Annotated in this window: 19 protein-coding genes and 4 tRNA genes; 13 read left to right on the forward strand and 10 right to left on the reverse strand. The window is 63.7% G+C overall.

Annotated elements, in window-relative coordinates:
- The first annotated feature begins 3 nt into the window (after positions 1-3).
- The 3 genes from rpoZ to AWB83_RS10400 all read left to right on the forward strand — a co-directional run bounded on the left by rpoZ (position 4) and on the right by AWB83_RS10400 (position 3,238).
- Positions 4-207, forward strand: a complete 204-nt coding sequence (rpoZ, locus tag AWB83_RS10390) for a DNA-directed RNA polymerase subunit omega (protein WP_006999799.1) — start codon at positions 4-6, stop codon at positions 205-207.
- 83 nt (positions 208-290) lie between these two features.
- Complete coding sequence (locus tag AWB83_RS10395) at positions 291-2,684, forward strand: RelA/SpoT family protein (protein ID WP_087044936.1); 2,394 nt, start codon at positions 291-293, stop codon at positions 2,682-2,684.
- Positions 2,685-2,746: 62 nt separating this feature from the next.
- Positions 2,747-3,238, forward strand: a complete 492-nt coding sequence (locus AWB83_RS10400; protein ID WP_087044938.1) for a phage protein NinX family protein — start codon at positions 2,747-2,749, stop codon at positions 3,236-3,238.
- A gap of 70 nt (positions 3,239-3,308) precedes the next feature.
- On the opposite strand, the gene AWB83_RS10405 is transcribed toward AWB83_RS10400, so the two are convergent.
- The 3 genes from AWB83_RS10405 to AWB83_RS10415 form a co-directional block, all read right to left on the reverse strand.
- A tRNA-Arg gene (locus AWB83_RS10405) sits at positions 3,309-3,385 on the reverse strand.
- 89 nt (positions 3,386-3,474) lie between these two features.
- Positions 3,475-3,551 (reverse strand) — tRNA-Arg (locus AWB83_RS10410).
- Positions 3,552-3,640: 89 nt separating this feature from the next.
- A tRNA-Arg gene (locus AWB83_RS10415) sits at positions 3,641-3,717 on the reverse strand.
- Between the two features lie 150 nt (positions 3,718-3,867).
- Here AWB83_RS10415 and greB point away from each other — a divergent pair.
- On the forward strand, positions 3,868-4,419 hold the full coding sequence (gene greB, locus AWB83_RS10420; RefSeq protein ID WP_087044940.1) for a transcription elongation factor GreB: 552 nt from the start codon (positions 3,868-3,870) through the stop codon (positions 4,417-4,419).
- A gap of 96 nt (positions 4,420-4,515) precedes the next feature.
- On the opposite strand, the gene AWB83_RS10425 is transcribed toward greB, so the two are convergent.
- On the reverse strand, positions 4,516-5,658 hold the full coding sequence (locus tag AWB83_RS10425; protein ID WP_087044942.1) for a porin: 1,143 nt from the start codon (positions 5,656-5,658) through the stop codon (positions 4,516-4,518).
- 508 nt (positions 5,659-6,166) lie between these two features.
- Entirely contained in the window at positions 6,167-6,403 is a 237-nt protein-coding gene (locus AWB83_RS10430; protein ID WP_096059365.1) for a hypothetical protein, read from the reverse strand.
- A gap of 718 nt (positions 6,404-7,121) precedes the next feature.
- On the opposite strand from AWB83_RS10430, the gene AWB83_RS10435 reads away from it, so the two are divergent.
- Complete coding sequence (locus tag AWB83_RS10435; protein WP_087044944.1) at positions 7,122-8,267, forward strand: exonuclease domain-containing protein; 1,146 nt, start codon at positions 7,122-7,124, stop codon at positions 8,265-8,267.
- An 8-nt stretch (positions 8,268-8,275) separates the two neighbouring features.
- Here the strand turns inward: AWB83_RS10435 and AWB83_RS10440 are convergent, their stop codons facing one another.
- The 5 genes from AWB83_RS10440 to pepN all read right to left on the reverse strand — a co-directional run bounded on the left by AWB83_RS10440 (position 8,276) and on the right by pepN (position 13,919).
- On the reverse strand, positions 8,276-8,878 hold the full coding sequence (locus AWB83_RS10440) for a chorismate mutase (RefSeq protein ID WP_087044945.1): 603 nt from the start codon (positions 8,876-8,878) through the stop codon (positions 8,276-8,278).
- A gap of 229 nt (positions 8,879-9,107) precedes the next feature.
- A complete protein-coding gene (locus tag AWB83_RS36765) occupies positions 9,108-9,257 on the reverse strand; it encodes a hypothetical protein (protein ID WP_167389096.1) in 150 nt (49 codons plus the stop codon).
- Positions 9,258-9,891: 634 nt separating this feature from the next.
- Positions 9,892-9,967 (reverse strand) — tRNA-Thr (locus tag AWB83_RS10445).
- Between the two features lie 53 nt (positions 9,968-10,020).
- The gene (locus tag AWB83_RS10450; protein ID WP_087044947.1) at positions 10,021-11,040 is read right to left on the reverse strand and encodes a class 1 fructose-bisphosphatase; all 1,020 of its coding nucleotides are present in this window, start codon (positions 11,038-11,040) and stop codon (positions 10,021-10,023) included.
- 161 nt (positions 11,041-11,201) lie between these two features.
- Positions 11,202-13,919: an aminopeptidase N gene (gene pepN, locus AWB83_RS10455; RefSeq protein ID WP_087044949.1), complete on the reverse strand. Its 2,718-nt coding sequence runs from the start codon at positions 13,917-13,919 to the stop codon at positions 11,202-11,204.
- Between the two features lie 223 nt (positions 13,920-14,142).
- Between pepN and AWB83_RS10460 the strand changes: the two genes are divergently transcribed.
- From AWB83_RS10460 to AWB83_RS10495, 8 genes are all read left to right on the forward strand, one after another.
- The gene (locus tag AWB83_RS10460) at positions 14,143-14,865 is read left to right on the forward strand and encodes a DUF4136 domain-containing protein (protein WP_087045184.1); all 723 of its coding nucleotides are present in this window, start codon (positions 14,143-14,145) and stop codon (positions 14,863-14,865) included.
- Between the two features lie 298 nt (positions 14,866-15,163).
- Entirely contained in the window at positions 15,164-15,862 is a 699-nt protein-coding gene (locus AWB83_RS10465) for a CDP-alcohol phosphatidyltransferase family protein (RefSeq protein WP_087044951.1), read from the forward strand.
- Positions 15,859-16,671 (forward strand): HalD/BesD family halogenase, encoded by an 813-nt coding sequence (locus AWB83_RS10470; RefSeq protein WP_087044953.1) that lies wholly within the window; start codon positions 15,859-15,861, stop codon positions 16,669-16,671. The genes AWB83_RS10465 and AWB83_RS10470 overlap by 4 nt, the downstream gene beginning before the upstream one ends.
- Positions 16,668-17,681, forward strand: coding sequence for a flippase-like domain-containing protein (locus AWB83_RS10475; RefSeq protein WP_087044955.1), 1,014 nt, complete (start codon positions 16,668-16,670; stop codon positions 17,679-17,681). The genes AWB83_RS10470 and AWB83_RS10475 overlap by 4 nt, the downstream gene beginning before the upstream one ends.
- Before the next feature lie 24 nt (positions 17,682-17,705).
- Positions 17,706-18,491, forward strand: a complete 786-nt coding sequence (locus tag AWB83_RS10480; RefSeq protein ID WP_087044957.1) for a phosphocholine cytidylyltransferase family protein — start codon at positions 17,706-17,708, stop codon at positions 18,489-18,491.
- On the forward strand, positions 18,488-20,185 hold the full coding sequence (gene aepX / locus AWB83_RS10485) for a phosphoenolpyruvate mutase (RefSeq protein WP_087044959.1): 1,698 nt from the start codon (positions 18,488-18,490) through the stop codon (positions 20,183-20,185). Before AWB83_RS10480 ends, aepX begins: the two co-directional genes overlap by 4 nt.
- Complete coding sequence (gene aepY, locus AWB83_RS10490; RefSeq protein ID WP_087044961.1) at positions 20,178-21,347, forward strand: phosphonopyruvate decarboxylase; 1,170 nt, start codon at positions 20,178-20,180, stop codon at positions 21,345-21,347. Before aepX ends, aepY begins: the two co-directional genes overlap by 8 nt.
- Complete coding sequence (locus tag AWB83_RS10495; protein ID WP_087044963.1) at positions 21,347-22,411, forward strand: 2-aminoethylphosphonate aminotransferase; 1,065 nt, start codon at positions 21,347-21,349, stop codon at positions 22,409-22,411. Before aepY ends, AWB83_RS10495 begins: the two co-directional genes overlap by 1 nt.

Here is a 22,411-nt window from a genome sequence, read left to right on the forward strand (position 1 = left end):
AACATGGCCCGCATCACTGTCGAAGACTGCCTGAAACAAATCCCGAATCGCTTCGAGCTCGCGCTCGCCGCGACGTATCGCGCGCGCCAGCTCGCGCAAGGCCACACGCCGAAGATCGAAAGCCGCGACAAGCCGACCGTCGTCGCGCTGCGCGAGATCGCCGCGGGCCAGGTTGGCATCGAAATGTTGAAGAAGGTACCCGTCTGAGGGCCGCCTGCTTCGTAACAGGCTTACCCGTTTCACTTTTTGCAACCGACGTATAAGCGCGTCACACCACCACGGAGGCGAAGATGAGTCAGACACCGTTGCCCGTCTCCTCCGCCGTGGACCCCGATATCGAAATCGATCAGGATTCGATGCTCGATGCGGACAAGCCGCATGCGGCGCGCAAGTACATCGACGCGGTCCTCGAACAGTCCTTCCGCCACCTGTTCGGCCCGACCGCCACGCCGGAACAGCCGCGCAAGCACGATGTCGTTTCCATCGCGAAACTGACCAACGCGCTGTCGAGCTATCTCTCTCCGGAAGAGATCAAGGAAGTCAAGGCGGCTTTCCATTTCAGCGACGAAGCGCATCTCGGGCAGTATCGCCAGAGCGGCGAGCCGTACATCACGCATCCGGTTGCGGTTGCCGAAATCTGCGCGGGCTGGAAGCTCGATGCGCAATCGATCATGGCGGCGCTGCTGCACGACGTGATCGAAGACCAGGGCGTGACCAAGACCGAGATCGCGGAGCGCTTCGGCGCGAAGGTCGCGGAACTGGTCGATGGCTTGTCCAAGCTGGACAAGATGGAATTCCGCAATCGCGAGGAGGCGCAGGCGGAGAACTTCCGCAAGATGCTGCTCGCGATGGCGCGCGACGTGCGCGTCATTCTCGTCAAGCTCGCCGACCGGCTGCACAACATGCGCACGCTGGGCGCGGTGCCGCCGGAGAAGCGTCGGCGCGTCGCGCGCGAGACGCTGGATATCTACGCGCCGATCGCGCATCGGCTCGGTCTGAACAATACGTATCGCGAGCTGCAGGACCTCTCCTTCGCGAACTTCAATCCGAACCGCTACGCCACGCTCGAAAAAGCGGTGAAGGCGGCGCGCGGCAACCGGCGTGAAGTGGTCGGCAAGATTCTCGAAGCGGTGCAGCGCACCATCGCGGATGCGAAGATCAACGCGGAAGTCACCGGCCGCGAGAAGACGATCTACAGCATCTACAAGAAGATGCGCGACAAGCAGCTGTCGTTCTCGCAGGTGCTCGACGTGTACGGCTTTCGCGTCGTCGTCGAGAGCGCGCTCGAATGCTATACCTGCATCGGCGCGCTGCATGCGCTCTACAAGCCCGTGCCGGGCAAGTTCAAGGACTACATCGCGATTCCGAAGGTCAACGGCTACCAGTCGTTGCACACCACGCTGGTCGGCCCGTTCGGCGCACCGATCGAGTTCCAGATCCGCACGCGCAAGATGCACGAGATCGCCGAGGCGGGCGTCGCGGCGCACTGGCTGTACAAGAATGGCGGCGCGGACCTGAATGACGTGCAGAAGCGCGCGCACCAGTGGCTCAAGTCGCTGCTCGACATTCAAAGCGAAGCGGGCGACTCGAGCGAGTTCCTCGAGCACGTCAAGATCGACCTGTTCCCGGACGCGGTCTACGTATTCACGCCGAAGTCGAAGATCATGCCGCTGCCGCGCGGCGCGACCGCGCTCGACTTCGCGTATTCGATCCACAGCGATCTGGGCAACCAGTGCGTCGCGGTCAAGATCAACAACGAGCTTCTGCCGCTGCGCACGGAGCTGAAGAGCGGCGACATCGTCGAGGTGATCACGGCGCCGTATTCGAAGCCGAATCCCGCATGGCTCGGCTTCGTGCGCACCGGCAAGGCGCGCTCGGCCATCCGTCACTACCTGAAGACGATGCGCCTGAACGAGTCGGTCCAGCTGGGCGAGCGGCTCGTCGACCAGAGCCTGAAGGGCTACGGTCTCGCGCTGTCGGATGTCACGCCGGAAGTGTGGGAAAAGCTCGTGCAGTGGACGGGCAACAAGACGCGTCAGGAGATCTTCGCGGACATCGGTCTCGGCCGGCGCGTGGCGGCGGTGATGGCCAAGCGCATCGAAGTGCTGATGAACGGCCGCGACGACGACGAACATCATCCGCGCGAGCACACCAACACCAATACCGCGCCGCCGGTGGTCATCACGGGCACGGAGGGCATGTCGGTGCAGCTGTCGCCGTGTTGCCGCCCGATTCCCGGCGACGACATCATGGGCTACATCGGCATCGGGCTCGGCATGGCGATTCACACGACCGAATGCCGCGTCGCGCAGCGCATCCATCGGCGCGATCCGGGCCGCTGGATCGACGTCGCGTGGGCGCCGCAGCCGGGCCGTCTGTTCGATGTCGCGGTGAAGGTGCTCGTGAAGAACACGAAGGGCGTCTTCGCGCGCGTCGCGGCCGACATCACGTCGGCGGATGCGAACATCGTGCACATCGCGATGGACGAGGACGTGTCGCAGGAAGCGAAGCTCCTGCGCTTCGTGATCCAGGTCAGCGACCGCGTGCATCTCGCCAACGTGATGCGCCGCGTCAGGACGAATCCGGACGTCATGCGCATCGCGCGCGAACGTCCGAGCGACGAACCGCATCACCGCAATCAGGACGGCGGCATGCGCATTGACCGGGAACGCGCCGACTACTGATACCGGCGCGGGAACGCGGCGTGCATGGCCATCGTCGACCGACGACAAGGAGAGGCGCCGCAATGAACACTTCCGATCTCGAAGGCCCTACGCTCGATTACTGGGTTGCGCGCGGGCTGCACGAATTCGTTCGGGAAATCCATTTCACCGATAGCGGAGAGACGCTCTCCATTCGCGGCAACGACCGTGGCAGGCCGTGGGACGGGCGCTTCCTGCCGTCGACCTCGTGGGAAGCCGCGTCGGTCGTGCTGGAGCGCGCTTGCAGGCTCGAAATGCACGATCACGGGCGCGGCGAGGTGGTGTGCAGCGTGAGCTTCGGCAAGGACGGCAAGACGATGGAGGGGCGCGGCCCGTCGCTGCGCATCGCGCTGTTGCGCGCGTTCGTGCGGCACGCGTTCGGCGATACGGTCGAGGATGAATTCCTGCGGCGTCCGCAATCGCTGCTCGGCGTGCGCGCCGAGGCGATCGGGGAATCGAGCGCGGTGGTGTCCGTGGAGGATGTGCCGACGCCCGACATGCATATCGGCGATATCGGGTCGACGCCGCGCGTCTGAGCGCCCGTCGCGGCCGATTCGGCGCGACGAAAACAAAAAGGGCCTTCCGTGTGAAAGGCCCTTCGAAAAATGGCGCGGCTGGCAGGATTCGAACCCACGACCCCTTGGTTCGTAGCCAAGTACTCTATCCAACTGAGCTACAGCCGCACGCAAAACGGTACTGCTATGTTACTTCACTGCGCTTGTGGTTAAGCGCGAGATGCTTTCGTTGATCGACGCGAAAACATCAGAATAGATGGCGCGGCTGGCAGGATTCGAACCCACGACCCCTTGGTTCGTAGCCAAGTACTCTATCCAACTGAGCTACAGCCGCACGCAAAACGGTACTGCTATGTTACTTCACTGCGCTTGTGGTTAAGCGCGAGATGCTTTCGTTGATCGACGCGAAAACATCAGAATAGATGGCGCGGCTGGCAGGATTCGAACCCACGACCCCTTGGTTCGTAGCCAAGTACTCTATCCAACTGAGCTACAGCCGCACGCAGAAGCGGAATTATAGCCAAGCCTATTCCAAAAAGGAAGGGGTATCGGCCAAATTATCGACTTTCCTTCGACGAAGAGGGCGCAAGGCGTGGTAACTTGATAATTCCAACGCATGTATTTCCGAGAATCCGAATTAGATTCGCATCATGAACAAGGCATTTGTCAAAGAGTCGGACGACAGCGACGACGACCTCGAACTCGGCCATCCGGACGTCCCGGCGGGCACGAAGAACTACATCACGCCGGCCGGCCATCAGCGCCTGCGTGACGAGCTCCTGCAGCTTCTGGACAACGAGCGCCCGGAAGTGGTCAAGCTCGTCTCCTGGGCGGCCTCGAACGGCGATCGCTCGGAGAACGGCGACTATATCTACGGCAAGCGGCGCCTGCGCGAGATCGACCGGCGCATCCGCTTTCTGACGAAACGCCTGGATCTCGCGGAAGTCGTGGACAGCAGCAAGCAGGAGAACATCGACCAGGTGTTCTTCGGCGCGACGGTGGACTATGCGGGCGACGACGGCGACGTGAAGACGGTGACGATCGTCGGCGTGGACGAGGTGGATCTCGAGCGCGGCTACGTGAGCTGGATTTCGCCGGTCGCGAGGGCGCTTCTGAAGGCGAGGATCGGCGATACGGTGGCGCTGCATACGCCCGCGGGCGTGCAACAGATCGACATCGTCGACGTGCGGTATCCCCACTGAGCAGCGTGCGGGCGCCGGGGGCGCCGCGGCGGCGCACGGGCGCAAAAAAAGCCGCTCCGAAGAGCGGCTTTTCTACAGCAATACTACCTGTGAAGCTTAGAAGCGGTGACGCATGCCAACCGTCGCCGAAACCTGGTTGCCCGTCGACGACATGCCGACGCCATTGATGACCGCACCGATCGGCAGGCTATCCTTGTCGGTCATGTGCTGGTATTCGCCTTGCAGGTACACGTCGGTACGCTTCGACAGCGCGTACGCCGTTTGCAGGCTGAATTGGTGGAACTTCGGCTTCTCGCCGTCGATGCGGCTGTCGGTGTAGGTGTAGGCACCCGCGAGCGACAGAGCCGGCGTCAGGTTGTAACGGCCGTTGACTTCGTAGTTGGTGAAGCGGACGTGACCATCGGTCAGGTTGATCGAGCCAGCGCCTTGCGAGCCGACGTTGGTGATCGACGAAGCGTTGTCCAGCATCGTCTGCGTGAACACGAAGCCGACCGTTGCCGGGCCGAACGCGTAGTTCAGGCCACCGCCGAAGATGCGCTGACGGCCAGCGACGAACGGCGTGTTGTCGGTCGTAACCGAGCCGTTGACGTTGTTGGTCGGCGAGCCGACGTTGTTCAGCTGCATGTACGCGGCTGCAACGTTCAACGGACCGTAGTTGTACGACGCGCCGACGCTGTAAGCGCGGTTATCCGCAAAGCCGCCTGCTTCGTTCGAGAAGCCGTACATCGCGCCCAGCTTGAAGCCGGCGTAGTTCGCGCTCGTGTACTTGACCGAGTTGTTGACGCGGAACGTGTTGTCGAGGTTGTCGTTGTCGAACGGGTGGGCGAACTGCGTGCCGCCGTATTGGGTGCCCGTCAGAGCCAGAGGTCCGACGAAGTCGACCACGGAGTCATATTGACGGCCGAGGGTCACCGAGCCGAACTGGTTGCTCGACAGACCGACGAATGCCTGACGGCCGAACTCACGACCGCCTTGGCCGTTCGTGCCGTTCATGATGTTGAAGCCGTTCTCCAACGTGAAGATCGCCTTCAGGCCGCCGCCGAGGTCTTCAGCGCCGCGCAGGCCCCAACGGCTGCCGTTGACGGAACCGCTCGTCGCCTTCCAGTTGCTGTGGCCTTGCTGATTGTTCGTGTAGGTGATGCCGGCGTCGATCAGGCCGTACAGCGTGACGCTGCTTTGCGCATGGGCGGCGGTAGCAAAAACGCCCGTCAGGGCGGCGACCATGAGAGTCTTTTTCATCTTTGTAACTCCGAGAGCAGATTGGGCCCGAGACCCAGGCTTTGAGGAAACCTCCCTCCGGCGCGCTGCGAGAGGCGCGGGCGGAGGAGCAACGCATCGGCGACCGACACATTTGTTTCCGGACCAGACGAAGTGTAAAGACGGTGTTACAGCCGGGGCGTTCCAATTTCCGCAATAAACCATTCTTCTGGCAGCAATGATCGGGGCTGCGTATATTCTTCTTTATTTACAAGGATTTATGTTCAAATAAAGCGGCAAGGCGGAAGGTGTCAACCAATCGACGTTGCGCGTGCGCGACACGAATTGGCGTGGAAAAACAACGTAAAACTTCCGAAAATCGATTGTTGATATTTTCGAAACAGAGGTTTGTGATTTTTGCAGGTAATTTATGCGGGACGCATCGCTATACTGAACTCTCTGCTTTCCGAAGCAGACTTTTTCGTTGACGGAAAAGATCTCCAAACTTTGTCAGCGCGACTTCCTGGTCGCGCTTTTTTTTTGCCCTGCGCTAGGCCCAAGTCGACGCCGTGGTTTCTTCTGCGACGAGGTCGTCGTCGAGGGGCGTGGCCCAGTCTTCGATCACGTAGCGGCGGGCGTCCATGGGCGAGGCCAGAAGGTTCTGCCAGTGATCGCCGTGCCAGGCGGCGGGGCGGAATTCGAGCGGTGAGACGGCTGCGGTCTCCGGCGTGATCGTCGGCGCGGCAAGCGATTTCAACCAGTGCGCGACACGCTTGAGTTGAGTCATTACCACGATCCTCCATTACGTTTGAATTGCAAAGCTGTCTTTATGTTGCTTAATAACGGAGAATCGGGCAAGGCGCGTAAACACTTACGATTCGAATAATTTTATTACAGGAATGATATTATTCGTTCGGAAGACTGATGGGCACGCTAAATGGGATCGATGCTTGAATGGAGATTCTCCCGGGCCAAGGCGGATAATCTCTGCCGATCTGGTTAATCGTGAGGCGCTCTAATTTATCGCACCCGTGCCGACATTGTCGAAGGCATCATTCGAGAATATCAACGGATTATCCGATGATGCTGAAGACTCGCCGTGCGCCCTTGCCGCCGTCGAATCGTCGAGCCGTTGGGCGCACCGTGGCGTGCGACCCGAGCCCCCCGGCGCAGAGGACGAGGGCGAGCCAACCGGAGACGCGTTGAATGCGGGCAAAAGAATCGCTGTTAATCAGGGAATTCTATTACGGGTTATTCGCTATTGTCTATTATTTAACCGATGGGTTTCGCTGAGAATTAATCAGATGCTTAAACCGCACGTCGTTAAATAAACGTCGCCGCCAAATGATTCGCAAGCGCCGGAGCGAAAACATCGGCTCGAATCGTGAATCGCGCCTCGCTCCCATCGCAGCCCGGCGCAGCGCGCTGCGTTAGAATGGGCAATCCTTTCGCTATCGCGTTTCCGCCCATTTCGGCCCGTCGCGCCGCCTCCTTCGCCGTCCACGATGCATCTCGACTCCTCATCCAGCTTTGCCTATCCGTCCGAGCCCATCGTGTTCGTCGATCTCGAAACCACCGGCGGGACGTTCGGCGTGGACCGCATCACCGAGATCGGCATCGTGGAGGTCGGGCCGCAGGGCGTCTCGCAGTGGACGTCGCTCGTCAACCCGCAGAAACCGATTCCCGCGTTCATCCAGCAGCTGACCGGCATCAACGACGCCATGGTCCGCGACGCGCCCACCTTCGAGCAACTCGCCTCGGGCCTGCTCGAGCGGATGAGCGGCCGGCTCTTCATCGCGCACAACGCGCACTTCGACCATGGGTTCCTGAAGGGCGAATTCAGGCGCGTCGGTCTTCGCTTCGCGCCGGACGTGCTCTGCACGGTGCAACTTTCGCGCGCGGTCTATCCGGCGGAAAGCCGTCATGGTCTCGATGCGCTCGTGGAGCGGCACGCCCTCGTGCCATCGGCGCGGCACCGTGCGCTCGCCGACGCCGATCTCCTCTGGCAGTTCTGGCAACACCTGCATCGCGTTCATGGGCCGGACGTCATGCACGCGCATCTCGAACGAGTGACGCGCCGGTTCCAGCTCGCCGCATGCATCGACGAAGACACGATCGAACGGATTCCCGCAGGGTGCGGCGTATACATCTTCTACGGCGACGACGACACGCCGCTCTACGCCGGCAGAAGCGTGCGGCTGCGTCAGCGCGTGCGCTCGCATCTCGTCGGACCGCGGCGCTCCGCGAAGGATCTGCGACTCGCCGCGCTCGTGCGCCGTGTCGAATGGAAGGCGACGGGCGGCGAGATCGGCGCGCTGCTCGCCGAGGCGCAGTGGATCGCGGCGTTGCGTCCGGCGCAGAATCGCGCGCCGAAGTCGCGTCCGGACGATGTCCGCGGCGCGCCGTGGCCCTACGCGGGCGCGATCGCCATCGAAGAGCGCGACGCCGCATCGGCGCAGCGCGTGTGGCACGTCATCGAGAACTGGCGCTATCTCGGCTCGGCCGACACGCTCGCGCAGGCAGGCGCATTGCGCGCGAGCGTCGCGGCGCCCGCGTTCGAACTGTCGACTTTTCGGATATTGAGCGAACGTCTCGCACGCGGCCTGGCCGTGACGCCGCTCACCGCCGAAACGCTAGCGGCCGCCGTCTAGACGCTCGATCAGCCGACCGCGCCCACGCCGCCGCTTGCGCAGACATGCGACAGCGCGCGCGTGAGCGGCGCGTTCATCGACGAGTTATAGCGCGTCAGATGCTTCCAGCGCGCGAGACTCTCGGCGAGCCGGAGAGGGCAATCGTCCGCATGACGGATCGGCTCGACGCGCGCGAGCGCCGACACGAGCGACTGCGTGAGGCGATCGAGCCTCGGGCGTGTGTCTTTCGCGAGATCGGGCGGCGATTCTTCCGGTGCTGCCTTCAACGCGCGCCAGTTGGCGAACAGCACGTTCTGCACATCCTTGCTCGCTTCGATCTGATCGCGGAAGAACTGACGCGCGAACTCGGGATCGACCTGCGCGGCACTGGCTTTTTCCTCGACATGCTTGAGCAGCGCCTCTTCGCGCGGCGCGTCGGTGATCGGCTCGCGATGCGCCCATTTCCAGCGCGCGACCGGCTCCGCGAGCGCGAGCCGTTGCGAGACGAGGGCGATGAGGTTGGTAAAGGCGGTATCGTCGCCATCGGCACGGGCGGACGCGGGCGCGGCGAGCGCAAGCACGCAGGCCGAGGCGGCAAAAGCGAGAAGGGAAGACTTCGATCGGCGGCGCATCGGTGTCCGGGCAAAAGCGCCAGCATAGCGCACTGTCGGCTCAGCCCGGAACGTTGCTCAATGAGTAAAGAGGTCTCGGCGCGAGCCGAACCGCACGACTGACCCCGATGCGGCCATGAATGAGGGGCGCGACGCGTCCTGGCTTGAGCCATATCCGGACCTTCCGGTCCATGCGCCGCGCGCGGCGGGCGTCGTTCTCACGACGACGGGGTAATCCAGCGCGTCCGCCTTATTTCGACTTCGCAGCGTTGCGCTGTTCGTCGAAGAAGGCCCGGACGTGCTCGGGCAACTCGGTCGCGAGAAATTCGACGCCAACCGGATCCTGATCCGGACAATGCACTTTGTCGGGCGTCGGGATTTTCGTCGGTTTCGCGTCCATGATTTCTCTCCTCCATGACTTCACACAATTGCGCCAACTGGCCGATGCGGTTATTGCGCCGCCGCACCCGGCCGAAATACCAAATACAGATCCCTCTCAAAATGCGTTATCGGATCGTTGCCGATTCGACTTGAGCCAAATCGGCGCACATATTGCCCAGCGCATGATCGTTCGTGTTTCGGACCTCGATGCATCGGTAATGCATCGCCGTCGCTCCAATCTCCGCTGCAAAAACTGCTGCCCGACGAGCCGCGCCCAGCCTCGCTTGCCGCCCGATGCGGCAAGCTCGCACCAAAACTGTAGCGTTTCCTCTATGGATATAACGATACCGGGAAACCATCGTTGACGCTTGATGGTGCAGAGCGGAAAATGGTTCGTTGTTGTACGAAACCGCACGTAAGGCGCAAATCAGACTCGCGACGCGGCGTAACGTGAAATCGGTGGGAGCGATTTTAGGAATGACGCGCAGTGCCGTGAACGATGGAGGCGATCGTTGCATCGGCGCAAAAGTTCGCGCGGAACACATTCCGTCGGGAACATGGAGGATTCGGAGCAAATCGATAGTTGCAGGCCAAAAACAAAAACCCGCGTCACTTGCGTGAACGCGGGTTTTTTATGCTGCCTGAATCTTGATTGGTGCCGGAAAGAGGAATCGAACCCCCGACCTTCGCATTACGAATGCGCTGCTCTACCGTCTGAGCTATTCCGGCATCAGAGAAACAAAATTATAGCGACCGTTTTCTCGTTTTGGCAATAGCTTGAATCAAATTTTCTTTTCGAGATGGTAGCGGGTTGCGCGATCCACTTCGTTCTTCGATCCGAGGAACACCGGCACGCGCTGGTGCAGGCTCGTCGGGACGATATCGAGGATGCGCTGCTCGCCGTTGGTGGCGGCGCCGCCGGCCTGCTCGACGATGAACGCCATCGGGTTCGCTTCGTACATCAGGCGCAGCTTGCCGGGCTTCGACGGATCGCGGCGATCGGCCGGATACATGAAGATGCCGCCGCGGCTCAGAATGCGGTGCACGTCCGCGACCATCGACGCGATCCAGCGCATGTTGAAGTCTTCCTTGCGCGGGCCGTCCTTGCCGGCATTCAGCTCGCCGACATAACGCTGCACCGGCTCATACCAGTGACGGCTGTTCGATGCGTTGATCGCGTACTCGCGCGTATCGACCGGAATCTTCATGTCGCGCTGCGTGAGCACCCACGAACCGAGCTCGCGATCGAGCGTGAAGCAGTTCACGCCGTGGCCGGTCGTCAGCACGAGCACCGTCTGCGGCCCGTACACCGCGTAGCCCGCGGCGACCTGCTGCGAGCCCGGCTGCATGAACGCCTGTTCGCTCGGCTCGACGCCGTCCGGGCAGCGCAGCACGGAGAAGATCGTGCCGATCGACACGTTCACGTCGATGTTCGACGAGCCGTCGAGCGGATCGAACGTCAGCAGGTAGTTGCCCTTCGGATAGCGGTTGGGAATCGGGAAGATCTTTTCCATCTCTTCCGACGCCATCGCGGCCAGGTTGCCGCCCCATTCGTTGGCTTCGAGCAGGATTTCGTTCGACAGCACGTCGAGCTTTTTCTGGACTTCGCCCTGGACGTTTTCGCTGCCGGCGCTTCCGAGCGCTTCGCCCAACGCGCCCTTGCTCACGTGATAGCCGATTTGCTTGCAGGCTCGCGCGATGACTTCAAGCAGAAGACGCAGATCGGCGGGCAGGTTCTGGTGTTCGCGCTGTTGCTCGATCAGATACTTGGTGAGCGTAGTGCGGCTGGAGATGGAGGACATGCGGGCTCCGTGAGCGTTAGACGAATATTTGCGATTCTAACCGCTCGACCCGGGGCTCCGTGTGACAGCGTCCGCGTCTATCCGCCATCAGTGAGAACGGCCGCCGCACGAAATTCCGCGCGGCGGCCGCTAAACCACGAAAAATCCAGACGAAACAGTGCTTACGCGGCGAGCGCCTTGTCGACCACCTCGCGCACGTCGCGCGATTTCGCCTTCGATGCGACTTCGCTCAATGCCGCGTGCATCTTCTCGCGCAGCTGCGGCGTGAAGCGCCGCCACAGTTCGAGCCCGCGCGCGAGACGGGCGGCGACCTGCGGATTCAGCGCGTCGAGCGCGATCACCTGCTCGGCCCAGAACGCGTAGCCGGAGCCGTCGGCGGCGTGGAACTGCGCCGGATTGCCGCTGCAGAAGCTGAAGATCAGCGAGCGCGCGCGATTCGGATTCTTCAACGTGAACGCCTGATGCTGCATCAGCTTGCGCACGATCTCGATCACGTTGCGGTCCGGGCCGCCGCGCTGCGTCGCCTGGAGCGCGAACCACTTGTCGATGACGAGCGCCTCGTTCTCGAAGCGCCGATAGAAGTCCGCAAGGGCGGCATCCGCGACGGCCGGATCCGCGCCCTTCGTCGCGCTTGCCAGCAGCAAGGCGGCGAGCGCGGCCGAGCGGTCGGTCATGTTGTTCGCGGCATCGTATTGCGCCTGCGCGAGCTTGACGGCTTCGGCCGGATCCTCGAGCTGGCTCAGATAGGCGAGGGCGAGGTTCTTGAGGCCGCGCTTGCCGGCATCTTCCGGCGTCGGACGATATTCGCCCGGCGTGCGGTTCGCCTCATAGGTCGCGAGCCACCTGTCGCGCAATTGCGACGCCAGGCGCCGGCTCATGAAGACGCGCGCCGCGTGCACGGCGGCCGGGTCGGACACGGCCATCTGCTCGGCGAGATAGCTTTCCGAGGGCAGCATCAGCGCGAGCTCGCGGAAGGCGGGCGTGAGCGTCGTGTCGTCGAGCACCCGGGCGAACGCGGCGATCACCTGATCGTCGATGGCAAGCGCCTCGCCCTTCGCCGCGCGCTCGGCGAGCGAGAGCAGCTCGCGCGTGGCGAGACGCTGGCCGGCTTCCCAGCGGTTGAACGGATCGCTGTCGTGGGCGAGCAGGAACGCGAGTTCTTCGTTCGTGTAGTCGTATTCGACGATCACCGGCGCCGAGAAATTGCGCAGCAGCGACGGCAGCGGCGCTTCGTTCACGTCGACGAAGGTGAACGACTGCTCGCGCCCAGTGAATTCGAGCACGCGCGTCGTGCCGTTCGGCTCCTTCTCGCCTTCGAGACGCAGCGGCAAATCCGCGCCGTTCTTGCCGATCAGTCCGACCGAGAACGGAATCAGAAGCGGTCCTTTCTGCGTTTCGCGCGCGGCTTCGGAGGCTTCGCCGTAGCCCTGGGTGAGCGTGAGCGTATAGCGCTTGCTGGCGGCGTCGTACTTCGCCCGCACGGAGACGCGCGGCGTGCCCGCCTGGCTATACCAGCGTTCGAACTGCGCGAGATCGCGGTGATTCGCGTCGGCGAGCGCATGGCGGAAGTCGTCGCAGGTCACGGCCTGGCCGTCGTGGCGCTGGAAGTAGAGATCCATGCCGCGCCTAAAGCCGTCGCGGCCGAAGAGCGTCTGATACATCCGCACGACTTCCGAGCCCTTCTCGTAGACGGTCATCGTGTAGAAGTTGTTGATCTCGACGTAGCTCTCGGGGCGCACCGGATGCGCCATCGGGCCGGCGTCCTCGGCGAATTGCATCTGACGCAGCACGCGCACGTCCTCGATGCGCTTGGTCGCGCGCGCCGCTGCGCTCGCGGCGCCTTCGACGTCGCCCGCGGCCATGTCGGCAGAGAATTCCTGATCGCGGAACACGGTCAGGCCTTCCTTCAGGCTCAGCTGGAACCAGTCGCGGCAGGTCACGCGGTTCCCCGTCCAGTTGTGGAAGTATTCGTGGCCGACCACGGCCTCGATGTTCGAGAAATCGGTGTCCGTCGCGGTTTCGGGATTGGCCAGCACGTACTTCGTGTTGAAGATGTTGAGGCCCTTGTTTTCCATCGCGCCCATGTTGAAGTCGCTCACCGCGACGATCATGAAGCGGTCCAGATCGAGCTCCAGCCCGAAGCGCTTCTCGTCCCAGCGGATGGAGTGGATGAGCGAATCCATCGCGTGACGGGTCTTGTCGAGATCGTGCGGCTCGACCCAGACCTGCAGCAGCTTCTCCTTGCCCGAGCCGGACTCGATGCGCTCTTCGATGCACACCAGCTTGCCCGCGACGAGCGCGAACAGGTAGCTCGGCTTCTTGAAGGGATCTTCCCATCTGGCGAAGTGGCGGCCGTCGGGCAGATCGCCTTCCTCGATCAGATTGCCGTTCGACAGCAGCACCGGATACGCCGCCTTGTCGGCGCGCAGCGTCACGGTGTAAGTGGCCATGACGTCGGGGCGATCGAGGAAGTAGGTGATGCGCCGAAAGCCCTCGGCTTCGCACTGCGTAAAGAAGTTGCCGCTGGAGACATAAAGTCCGGAGAGCGTCGTGTTCCCGGCCGGATTGCAGATGCTCTCGATGCTAAGCTCGAAGGCATCCGCAGGAATATTGCCGATGGAGAGTCCGCTTTCGTCGACGCGGATGTCCGCGTGCGCGACGCCATCGATCGCCGCACTCACGAATTCGAGTTGCTCGCCCATCAGTTCGAGCCGGGACGCCTCGCCGCGCGCGTCGGGGTTGCGGCGCAGCTTCATCGTGTTCTTCACGACCGTGCGCGTCGGCACGAGGTCGAACTCGAGCGCGACGGAGTCGATCAGGAAGGCGGGCGGCGTGTAGTCCTGGCGGCGAATCACTGCTGATGCGGTCGTGGTAGACATGGCAAGATCTTCAAAGTGAATGGGGCGGCGCGGGCGCATCGCCCGAGCGTGTCGCTCGGGCACGAATGCGGGCGAGGCATGTCGAACCATTGTACAAAACGCCCGTCGATCGCGAGCGGCGGCTTCCCGCCGTTCGCCGCGTGGTCCGCATACGGCCGGTTCGTGCGCGGCGCGCTCGCACTATCTATAACTAAGAATGGCAGTTTCCGAGGTGAGGACGACCATGAATTTCCTGATCAAGGCGCCCTGCAGGTGGGCGGCGTTGATGCTGGCGGCGCTGTGGCTCGCGGGCTGCACGACCTACGTGCAGACGCAGGTTACCGCCTTCTCCGACTGGAGCGGTAGCGACGCGACGCGAACCTATGCCTTCGCGCGTCAGGGCGAGCAGGCCAACAGCATCGAGCAGACGACCTATGAGACGCTCGTCGCCAGCGAATTGTCGAAGTACAACTTCCACCAGGTGCCCGATGCGAGCGCGCGCTATCAGGTGGCGCTCGCCTATTCGGTTCGCGGCGATCTGATGACCGTGCGCCAGCCGGTCTATTACGATCCGTGGCCGATGTACGGTCCCTACGGCCGTCCGTTCTGGGGACCGTGGGGCGGCTGGGGTCCGTACGGCCCGTGGGGTCCGACGGGTTACGTCGATCAGAGCTATCCGGTGTACATCCACGCATTGCAGATCCGCATGACCGACCGCAAGACGGGCCGCGAGGTCTACAAGGTGACGGCGGTGAATTCGACGGACGACGCCTCGCTCTATCAGGCGATGCCGTATCTCACGCGCAGCGCGCTCGCCGACTTCCCGCTCGGCAACGGGACGGTGCGCACCGTGACGCTTCCGGTGGACAAGAACGGCGGTGTCTCGAACGAAACGGCGGCGTCGCTCAATTCGAACGAGCGCAATGTGGTCCCCGCGCCGGCGCCGGCGGCCAAATCCGTCGACTGATCGCTCGGGATCGGGCCCGCAAAGGCGGCTTCGTTGCGCGAAGCCGCCTTTGTCGCGTCGGGTCTTGTGCGAATGTCCAATCGATGCGAAACGGCGCGCTTTCAGCCGCCGCATCGCCGGAGAAGAACGCGGCGGAAAGCATCGGCAATTAATTCCGCGATACGCCGCCGCCGGTTTTGTTCACAGGCGCGTTCGACGTTTCAGAAACGCCCGTCGGCCTTGACTGAACAGGGAATGATCGCCGCGAGGGCAGGCCGCAATATATGCAGGTTCGGCGAATTAGCGATATATTCGCGTGATGACAAAATCGTGTCCACCCAATCCCAAAGCCGTTCCCGAGCCCACCACCTGGGACGCGCGGCTCGCCCGCTGCCTCGTTACGCCGCTCGTCGGCACTCCGGTAACGCCCAATCATCTGACGACACTGCGCCTCGCCATCGGTTTGGCCGGAGCGTATTATCTGTCGCTCGGTCAGTTCTGGATGTGCACGCTCGGCGCGCTGCTGATCGCGCTCTCGAATCTCGTCGACCACACCGACGGCGAACTCGCGCGGATCAGCGGGCAATCGAGCAAGATCGGCCACTTTTACGACCTCGCGTGCGACGCGCTCGTCACCGTGCTCTTGTTCCTGGGCATCGGGTTTTACGTCGCCGTGCATCATCCGTCGATGATCGTGCCCGCCCAATGGCTCGGCGGCATCGCGGGCGTCGCGGTCGCGCTGATTTTCTTCCTGCGCATGCGCATCGAGTCGATGGCCGGCAAGCCCGGAACGAAACAGGCATCAATGGCCGGCTTCGAAACGGAAGACGTGCTTTACCTGCTGCCGGTCGTGACCATCCTGAACGGCATGACGCCATTTCTGATCGCCGCGGCGATCGGCGCGCCGCTCTTCGCCGTGTATGTGGCGGTGGACTTTCAGCGCGTCGTCCGGCAGACGAGGCGGCGCGCGCAGGCGACCCACGGGAAAGACGGTAACGATTTTCAGGCGGTGAGATGAGCGATACGGCAACTCCGGACAACACTCTGGCTCAGCCGGCGCGAGCGGCGACGGTCGCGCGTCCGTCGAAGCGCGACATCGACGCGACGATGAACGCGCGCCTCGCCGTGCTGCAGACGCCTGCGCTGCGCGACGAATACGGCCGGCAGGGCTCGTTTCTCTATATCGAGGACTTCCTGCCGCGCGACTATACCGAGCGCCTGATCTCCGCCGTGCACGACGTGATGCCGGCCGTGAACCGCAACTATCTGCCGGGTCACAAGGCGGGCGGCAGCGTGAGCCGCCATACGCTCGACAAGCTCGCGCCGTTCATCGCGGACCTTTACCGGTCGGAAGCGCTCATCAAGTGGCTGGAAACCATCACCGGCGACAAGCTGCAACTTTCTCCCGAAGACGATCCCCACGCCTACGCGCTCTATTTCTACACGAAGCCGGGCGATCACATCGGCTGGCATTACGACACCTCGTATTACGAAGGCCGCCGCTACACGCTGCTGCTCGGCGTGATCGACGACTCGTCCTGCGCGCTCGACTACGAGCTGCACACGAAGAACCCGGAGGTTCCGGATCAGCCGGGCTCCGTGCGCTATCCGCCCGGCGCGTTCGTGTTCTTCGACGGCGACAAGCTGCGCCATCGCGTCACGCCGCTCGGCGAGAACGAGATGCGCGTATCGCTCACGTTCGAATACGTGACCAACCCCAACATGCGGCCGTTTCAGCGCTTCATTTCGAACATGAAGGACTCGATCGCGTATTTCGGATTCAGGCAGGTCTTTCGCCGCAAGAGCGGCAAGAACGGACAGGCATGAGCCGCGCGGGCACATTCCTGCTGTCCGTCGGCGTGGTGCTGTTCGTCGCGCTGCTGGGGTGGCAAGGCTTCGGTTCGGTGGCGGCGACGCTGGCGGCCGCCGGCTGGGGTTTGCTCGCCGTCGCCGCGTTCCACTTCGTGCCGCTCTTCGTCGATGCCGGCGCGATCAGCGTGCTCTTTTCCCGTAACGAACGCGACGTCTCCCTGCGCGACGCGTTGCTCGCGCGCTGGGCCGGCGAATCCGTGAACAGCCTGATGCCCGCCGGCCAGATCGGCGGGCCGATGCTGATGGTCCGCTACCTCGCGCAGCGCGGCATGCGCGCGCGTGGCGCGGCCGCCGTCATCACCGTCAGCACGACGATGCAGACCGTCGCGCAGCTGATCTTCGCGCTGATCGGCGTCGTGCTCCTGACGGGCTACGCGGCGGGCGGCTCGTCGGCCCTGACGATTGCCGTGCTCGCGGTGATCGGCGTGATCGGTCTCATGATCTTCGGCTTCTATCTGGCGCAGCGGCGCGGTCTCTTCGGCCGCGCGATGCGCTTCGCGTCCGGCATCGCAGCACGCTTCTCGGCCAAGCGCGACTGGTCCTCGCTCGTCACGCGTGCCGAGGCGGTCGACGCCGCCGTGCACGAGCTGTACCGCGAGCGCGGCAAGGTGGCGTCGAGCTTCGGCCTGAGCCTCTTCGGCTGGATCGTCGGCACGGGCGAAGTGTGGCTCGCGCTGCATCTGCTCGGCCATCCGGTCGGCTGGGCCGAAGCCCTGCTGCTCGAAAGCCTCGGCCAGGCGATTCGCGGCGCGGCCTTCGCCATTCCCGGCTCGCTCGGCGTGCAGGAAGGAGGCTATCTGCTGCTCGCGAAGCTCGTCGGCTTGCCGCCGGAAGCGGCGCTCGCGCTCTCGCTCGCCAAGCGCGCGCGCGAATTGCTGCTCGGCGTGCCGGGCATCGTCTATCTGCATTTCGTTGAAAAAGGCTGGCAGCGCCGCCGTCTCGCGCGTGTGCCGGAAATCGACTGACTCACCCACGAAGGGAACATAACCATGCGCGCAATTATTCTTGCGGCCGGGATGGGCTTGCGCCTCGTTCAGCCCGAAGGCCAGCAAAAGCCGAAATGTCTGCTGCGCTTCGGTGACGATTCGGGCGACGCATCGCTGCTCGAGCGTCATCTGCACTTCCTGAAGGCCGCCGGCGTCGATGAAGTCGTCTTCGTGACCGGCTTCAAGAGCGAGCAAATCGAGGCGGAGCTCGCGTCGATCGACTGGAAGCCCGCGACCGAAATCGTCGTCAACGACGAGTTCACGCTCGGCAGCGTGCTCTCGGTGCACACCGCGCGCGAAGCGATGACGCGCGGCGGCGACGTCCTGCTGATGGACGCCGACGTGCTCTACGACGAGCGCATTTTCGAACCGCTGGTCGCGGGCGGCAGCGTGAACCGCCTGTTGATCGACCGCGATTTCGAGGCAGGCGACGAGCCGGTGAAGCTGTGCGTCGAGAACGGCGTGCCGGTCGAGTTGCGCAAGCAGGTGGCCGCGGGCCTGAAGTACGACACCATCGGCGAATCGGTGGGCTTCTTCCGCTTCGACGAAGCGACGGCCACGCGCCTCGCCGAAATCTGCGCCGACTATGTGGCGACGGGCCGCGCGAAGATGCCGCACGAAGAAGCGGTGCGCGACCTGCTGCTGGAGAAGCGCCACGTGTTCGATATCGCCGACGTGACCGGCGCACCGTGGATCGAAATCGATTTTCAGAACGACGTGAAGCGCGCGGCGGATGAAGTGCTGCCGCAGTTGAACGCGCTGCGTCAGTTTGCAGGAGCACTACGATGAACGCACCAGGACAACTCCCCGTCGGCTTCTCGCGCACGCTGCGCCTGCGCGAGATGCTCCAAAACAATCGGCTCGAATTCCTGATGGAGGCGCACAACGGCATCTCGGCGCGCATCGCGAAGGAAGCGGGCTTCAAGGCGATCTGGGGCTCGGGCCTCTCGATCTCCGCGCAGTTCGGCGTGCGCGACAACAACGAGGCGAGCTGGACCCAGGTCGTCGACAACCTCGAATTCATGGCCGATGCGAGCGATCTGCCGATCCTGCTCGACGGCGACACCGGCTACGGCAACTTCAACAACGTGCGGCGTCTGGTCAGGAAGCTGGAGCAGCGCGGCATCGCGGGCGTGTGCATCGAGGACAAGCAGTTTCCGAAGACCAACAGCTTCATCAACGGCGAAGCCCAGCCGCTCGCCGACATCGACGAGTTCTGCGGCAAGATCAAGGCCGGCAAGGATTCGCAGAGCGATCCGAACTTCTCGATCGTCGCGCGGGTGGAAGCGCTGATCGCGGGCTGGGGCATGGAAGAAGCGCTGAAGCGCGCCGAGGCGTATCGCCAGGCGGGCGCCGATGCGATCCTGATCCACAGCAAGCTTTCCAAGCCCGACGAAATCCTCACGTTCGCGCGCGAATGGGCCGGGCGCGGTCCGCTCGTGATCGTGCCGACGAAGTACTACAGCACGCCGACCGACGTGTTCCGTCAGGCGGGCATCAGCTGCGTGATCTGGGCGAACCACCTGATTCGCGGCGCCGTTTCCGCGATGCAGGCGATCGCGAAGGAAATCCACGACAGCGAGACGCTCGTGAACGTGGAGGACCGCATCGCGACGGTCAACGAAATTTTCCGTCTGCAGGACGCGGACGAGTACTCGGCGGCCGAGAACCTCTATCTGAGCGCCGCGAACGAGAAGCGCAGCGCGGTCGTGCTCGCCGCGAGCCGCGGCGCGGGCCTCGAGGCCGTCACGGCGGATCGCCCGAAGGTCATGCTGCCGGTCGCGGGCAAGCCGCTCCTGCGCCATCTCGTCGAGGCGTTCAAGAAGGAAAGCATCAACGACATCACGGTCGTCGGCGGCTATCGCGCCGATGCGATCGACAAGGGCGGCGTTCGTCTCGTCGTCAACGAGAAGCACGAGTCGACGGGCGAGCTCGCATCGCTCGCATGCGCCGCGGCGCATCTGAATGGCGATACCGTCATCTCCTACGGCGACCTGCTGTTCCGCAGCTACATCCTGCGCGATCTGGTCGAATCGGACAGCGACTTCTGCGTGGTGGTCGATTCGTCCCATGCGCCGCAAGCGGGCGAGGCCGCGACCGACTTCGCCTACTGCTCGACCGCCGACGACCGCGCGCTGTTCGGCCAGAAGGTGTGGCTCGAAGGCGTGGTCGGCGCGGGCCAGAACCTCGCCGAAGGGCGCGCGCCGCAAGGCCGCTGGATGGGCCTCATCAACGTGCGCGCGGGTGCGCGTGAGCGCCTGCTCTCGACGCTCGCCGAACTGCGGAAGCGCCCCGATTTCGACAGGCTCGACATGGCCGCGCTCCTGAACGCGCTGCTCGCCGCCGGTCAGAAGATCGAGGTGCAATACGTGCACGGCCACTGGCGCGGCGTGAACGATCTCGACGACTTCCGCCGCGCGGGTGATTTCGCGCACGGCCAGTCGCCCATCGGAACCGAGAGCACGGAGAACGCGCGTGATTGAGGCCGCCCAGTTCGTCGAGGCCGCGCGCGAGCGCGGTTTCGACTGGTACGCGGGCGTGCCTTGCTCGTTTCTCACGCCCTTCATCAACTACGTGCTGCAGGATGAATCGCTGCATTACGTGTCGGCGGCCAACGAAGGCGATGCGGTCGCGCTGATCGCGGGCGTCGCGCTCGGCGGCGCGGGTTTCGGCGAAGTGAAGCGTCGCGGCATCGCGATGATGCAGAACTCCGGCCTCGGCAACGCGGTGAGTCCGCTCACGTCCCTCACGTGGACGTTCCGTCTGCCGCAGCTGCTGATCGTCACGTGGCGGGGCCAGCCGGGCGTCCCCGACGAGCCGCAGCACGCGCTCATGGGCCCGATCACGCCGCAGATGCTCGAGACGATGGAGATTCCGTGGGAGCTTTTTCCGACCGAGGCGGATCAGATCGGCCCCGCGCTCGATCGCGCGACGGAGTACATGGACAGCACCGGCCGTCCGTATGCGCTCGTCATGCGGAAGGGCAGCGTCGCGCCTTATGAGCTGAAGAAGACCGGCTTGTCGGGCGTGCGAGCCGGCGACAAGCCTGCGCAGGTCGCGCGTTTCGACGGCGAGCGCGTGACGCGTCACGATGCGCTTGAAAAAGTCATCGCGCATACGCCGAAGGATTCGACGGTCGTGCTCGCATCGACCGGATTCTGCGGCCGCGAGTTGTACGCGATCGACGACCGCGAGAACCAGCTCTATCTCGTCGGCTCGATGGGCTGCGTCACGCCGATGGCGTTGGGCCTCGCGCTCTCGCGCCCCGATCTGCGCGTGGTCGCGCTCGACGGAGACGGCGCCGCGCTGATGCGCATGGGCGTCTTCGCGACGCTCGGCGCTTATGGCCCGTCGAACCTGGTTCATCTTCTGCTGGACAACGGCGCGCACGAATCGACGGGCGGCCAGGCGACCGTTTCGCGCGGCATCGATTTCGCGTCGATCGCATCGGCGTGCGGCTACGCGCTCGCGCTCGACGGCGACGACATCGGCGTGATCGACCGCCTGTTCGATGCGAAAGACGTGAACGGCGCACGCTTCGCGCGTCTTTCGATCAGGACCGGCACGCCGGGAGACCTGCCGCGCCCGAAAATCACGCCCGAGGACGTGCGCGCGCGCTTGCAACAACACATTGGAGGCCGTTGATGCTGCTGCTCAATCCGGGTCCTGTCACGCTGACCGAACGCGTGCGCAAGAGCCTGCTGCAAACCGACTTGTGCCATCGCGAGCCGGAGTTCTTCGATCTTCAGGATGAGGCGCGCAAGCGTCTCGTCGCCGCCTACGAGCTCGATCCGGCCAAGTGGAGCGCCGTGCTGATGACGGGCTCCGGCACCGCCGCCGTGGAAAGCATGATCGCCGGGCTCGTGCCGGAAGGCGGGCGGCTGCTGGTCGTGGAGAACGGCGTGTATGGCGATCGCATCGCGCAGATCGCGAAGCAGTACGGCATCGACTACGAGGTCGCGAAGTACGAGTGGATGCAGGCGCCGAACATCGACGCGATCATCGCTCGGCTCGACGCGAGCAAGTTCACGAACGTCGCGATCATTCATCACGAAACGACGACCGGCCGCCTGAACGCGATCGACAAGCTGTCGCGCGCGTGCGCGGAACGCGGCATCGGCCTGCTGCTCGACGCGGTGAGCAGCTTCGGCGCGGAAGCGATCGATTTCGACGGCGGCGGCATCGCCGCGATCGCCGCGACGGCCAACAAGTGCCTGCACGGCGTGCCGGGCGCGGCGTTCGTCATCGCGCGCCGCGATGCGCTGGCAAAGGCCGCGAGCCGCACGTATTACCTCGGCATCGCGCGGCTGGCCAAGTTGCAGGACGGGCGCAACACGCCGTTTACGCCGTCCGTGCATGCGTACTACGCGCTGGTCGAAGCGCTGCGCGAGTTCGAGGAGGAAGGCGGCTGGCGTGCGCGTCACGCGCATTACGCGAAGCTCGCGGAACAGGTGCGCGCGGGTCTGGCGCATCTGGGCATCGAGAGCGCCTTGTCTCCCGAGGAATCGTCGGTCGTGTTGCGGGCATACCGGTTGCCGAAGGGCGTCACGTATGAAACGCTGCACGACGCGCTCAAGGCCAAGGGCTTCGTGATCTACGCGGGGCAGGGCGGCCTGTCGAAGGAACTGTTCCGCATCTCGACCATGGGCGCGCTCGACGCAAACGACATGGATCGCCTGATCTCGTCCTTCGTGGAGCTTCTGCGCTGA

The sequence above is a fragment of the Caballeronia ptereochthonis genome, assembly GCF_001545075.1.
Classification (GTDB): domain Bacteria; phylum Pseudomonadota; class Gammaproteobacteria; order Burkholderiales; family Burkholderiaceae; genus Caballeronia; species Caballeronia ptereochthonis.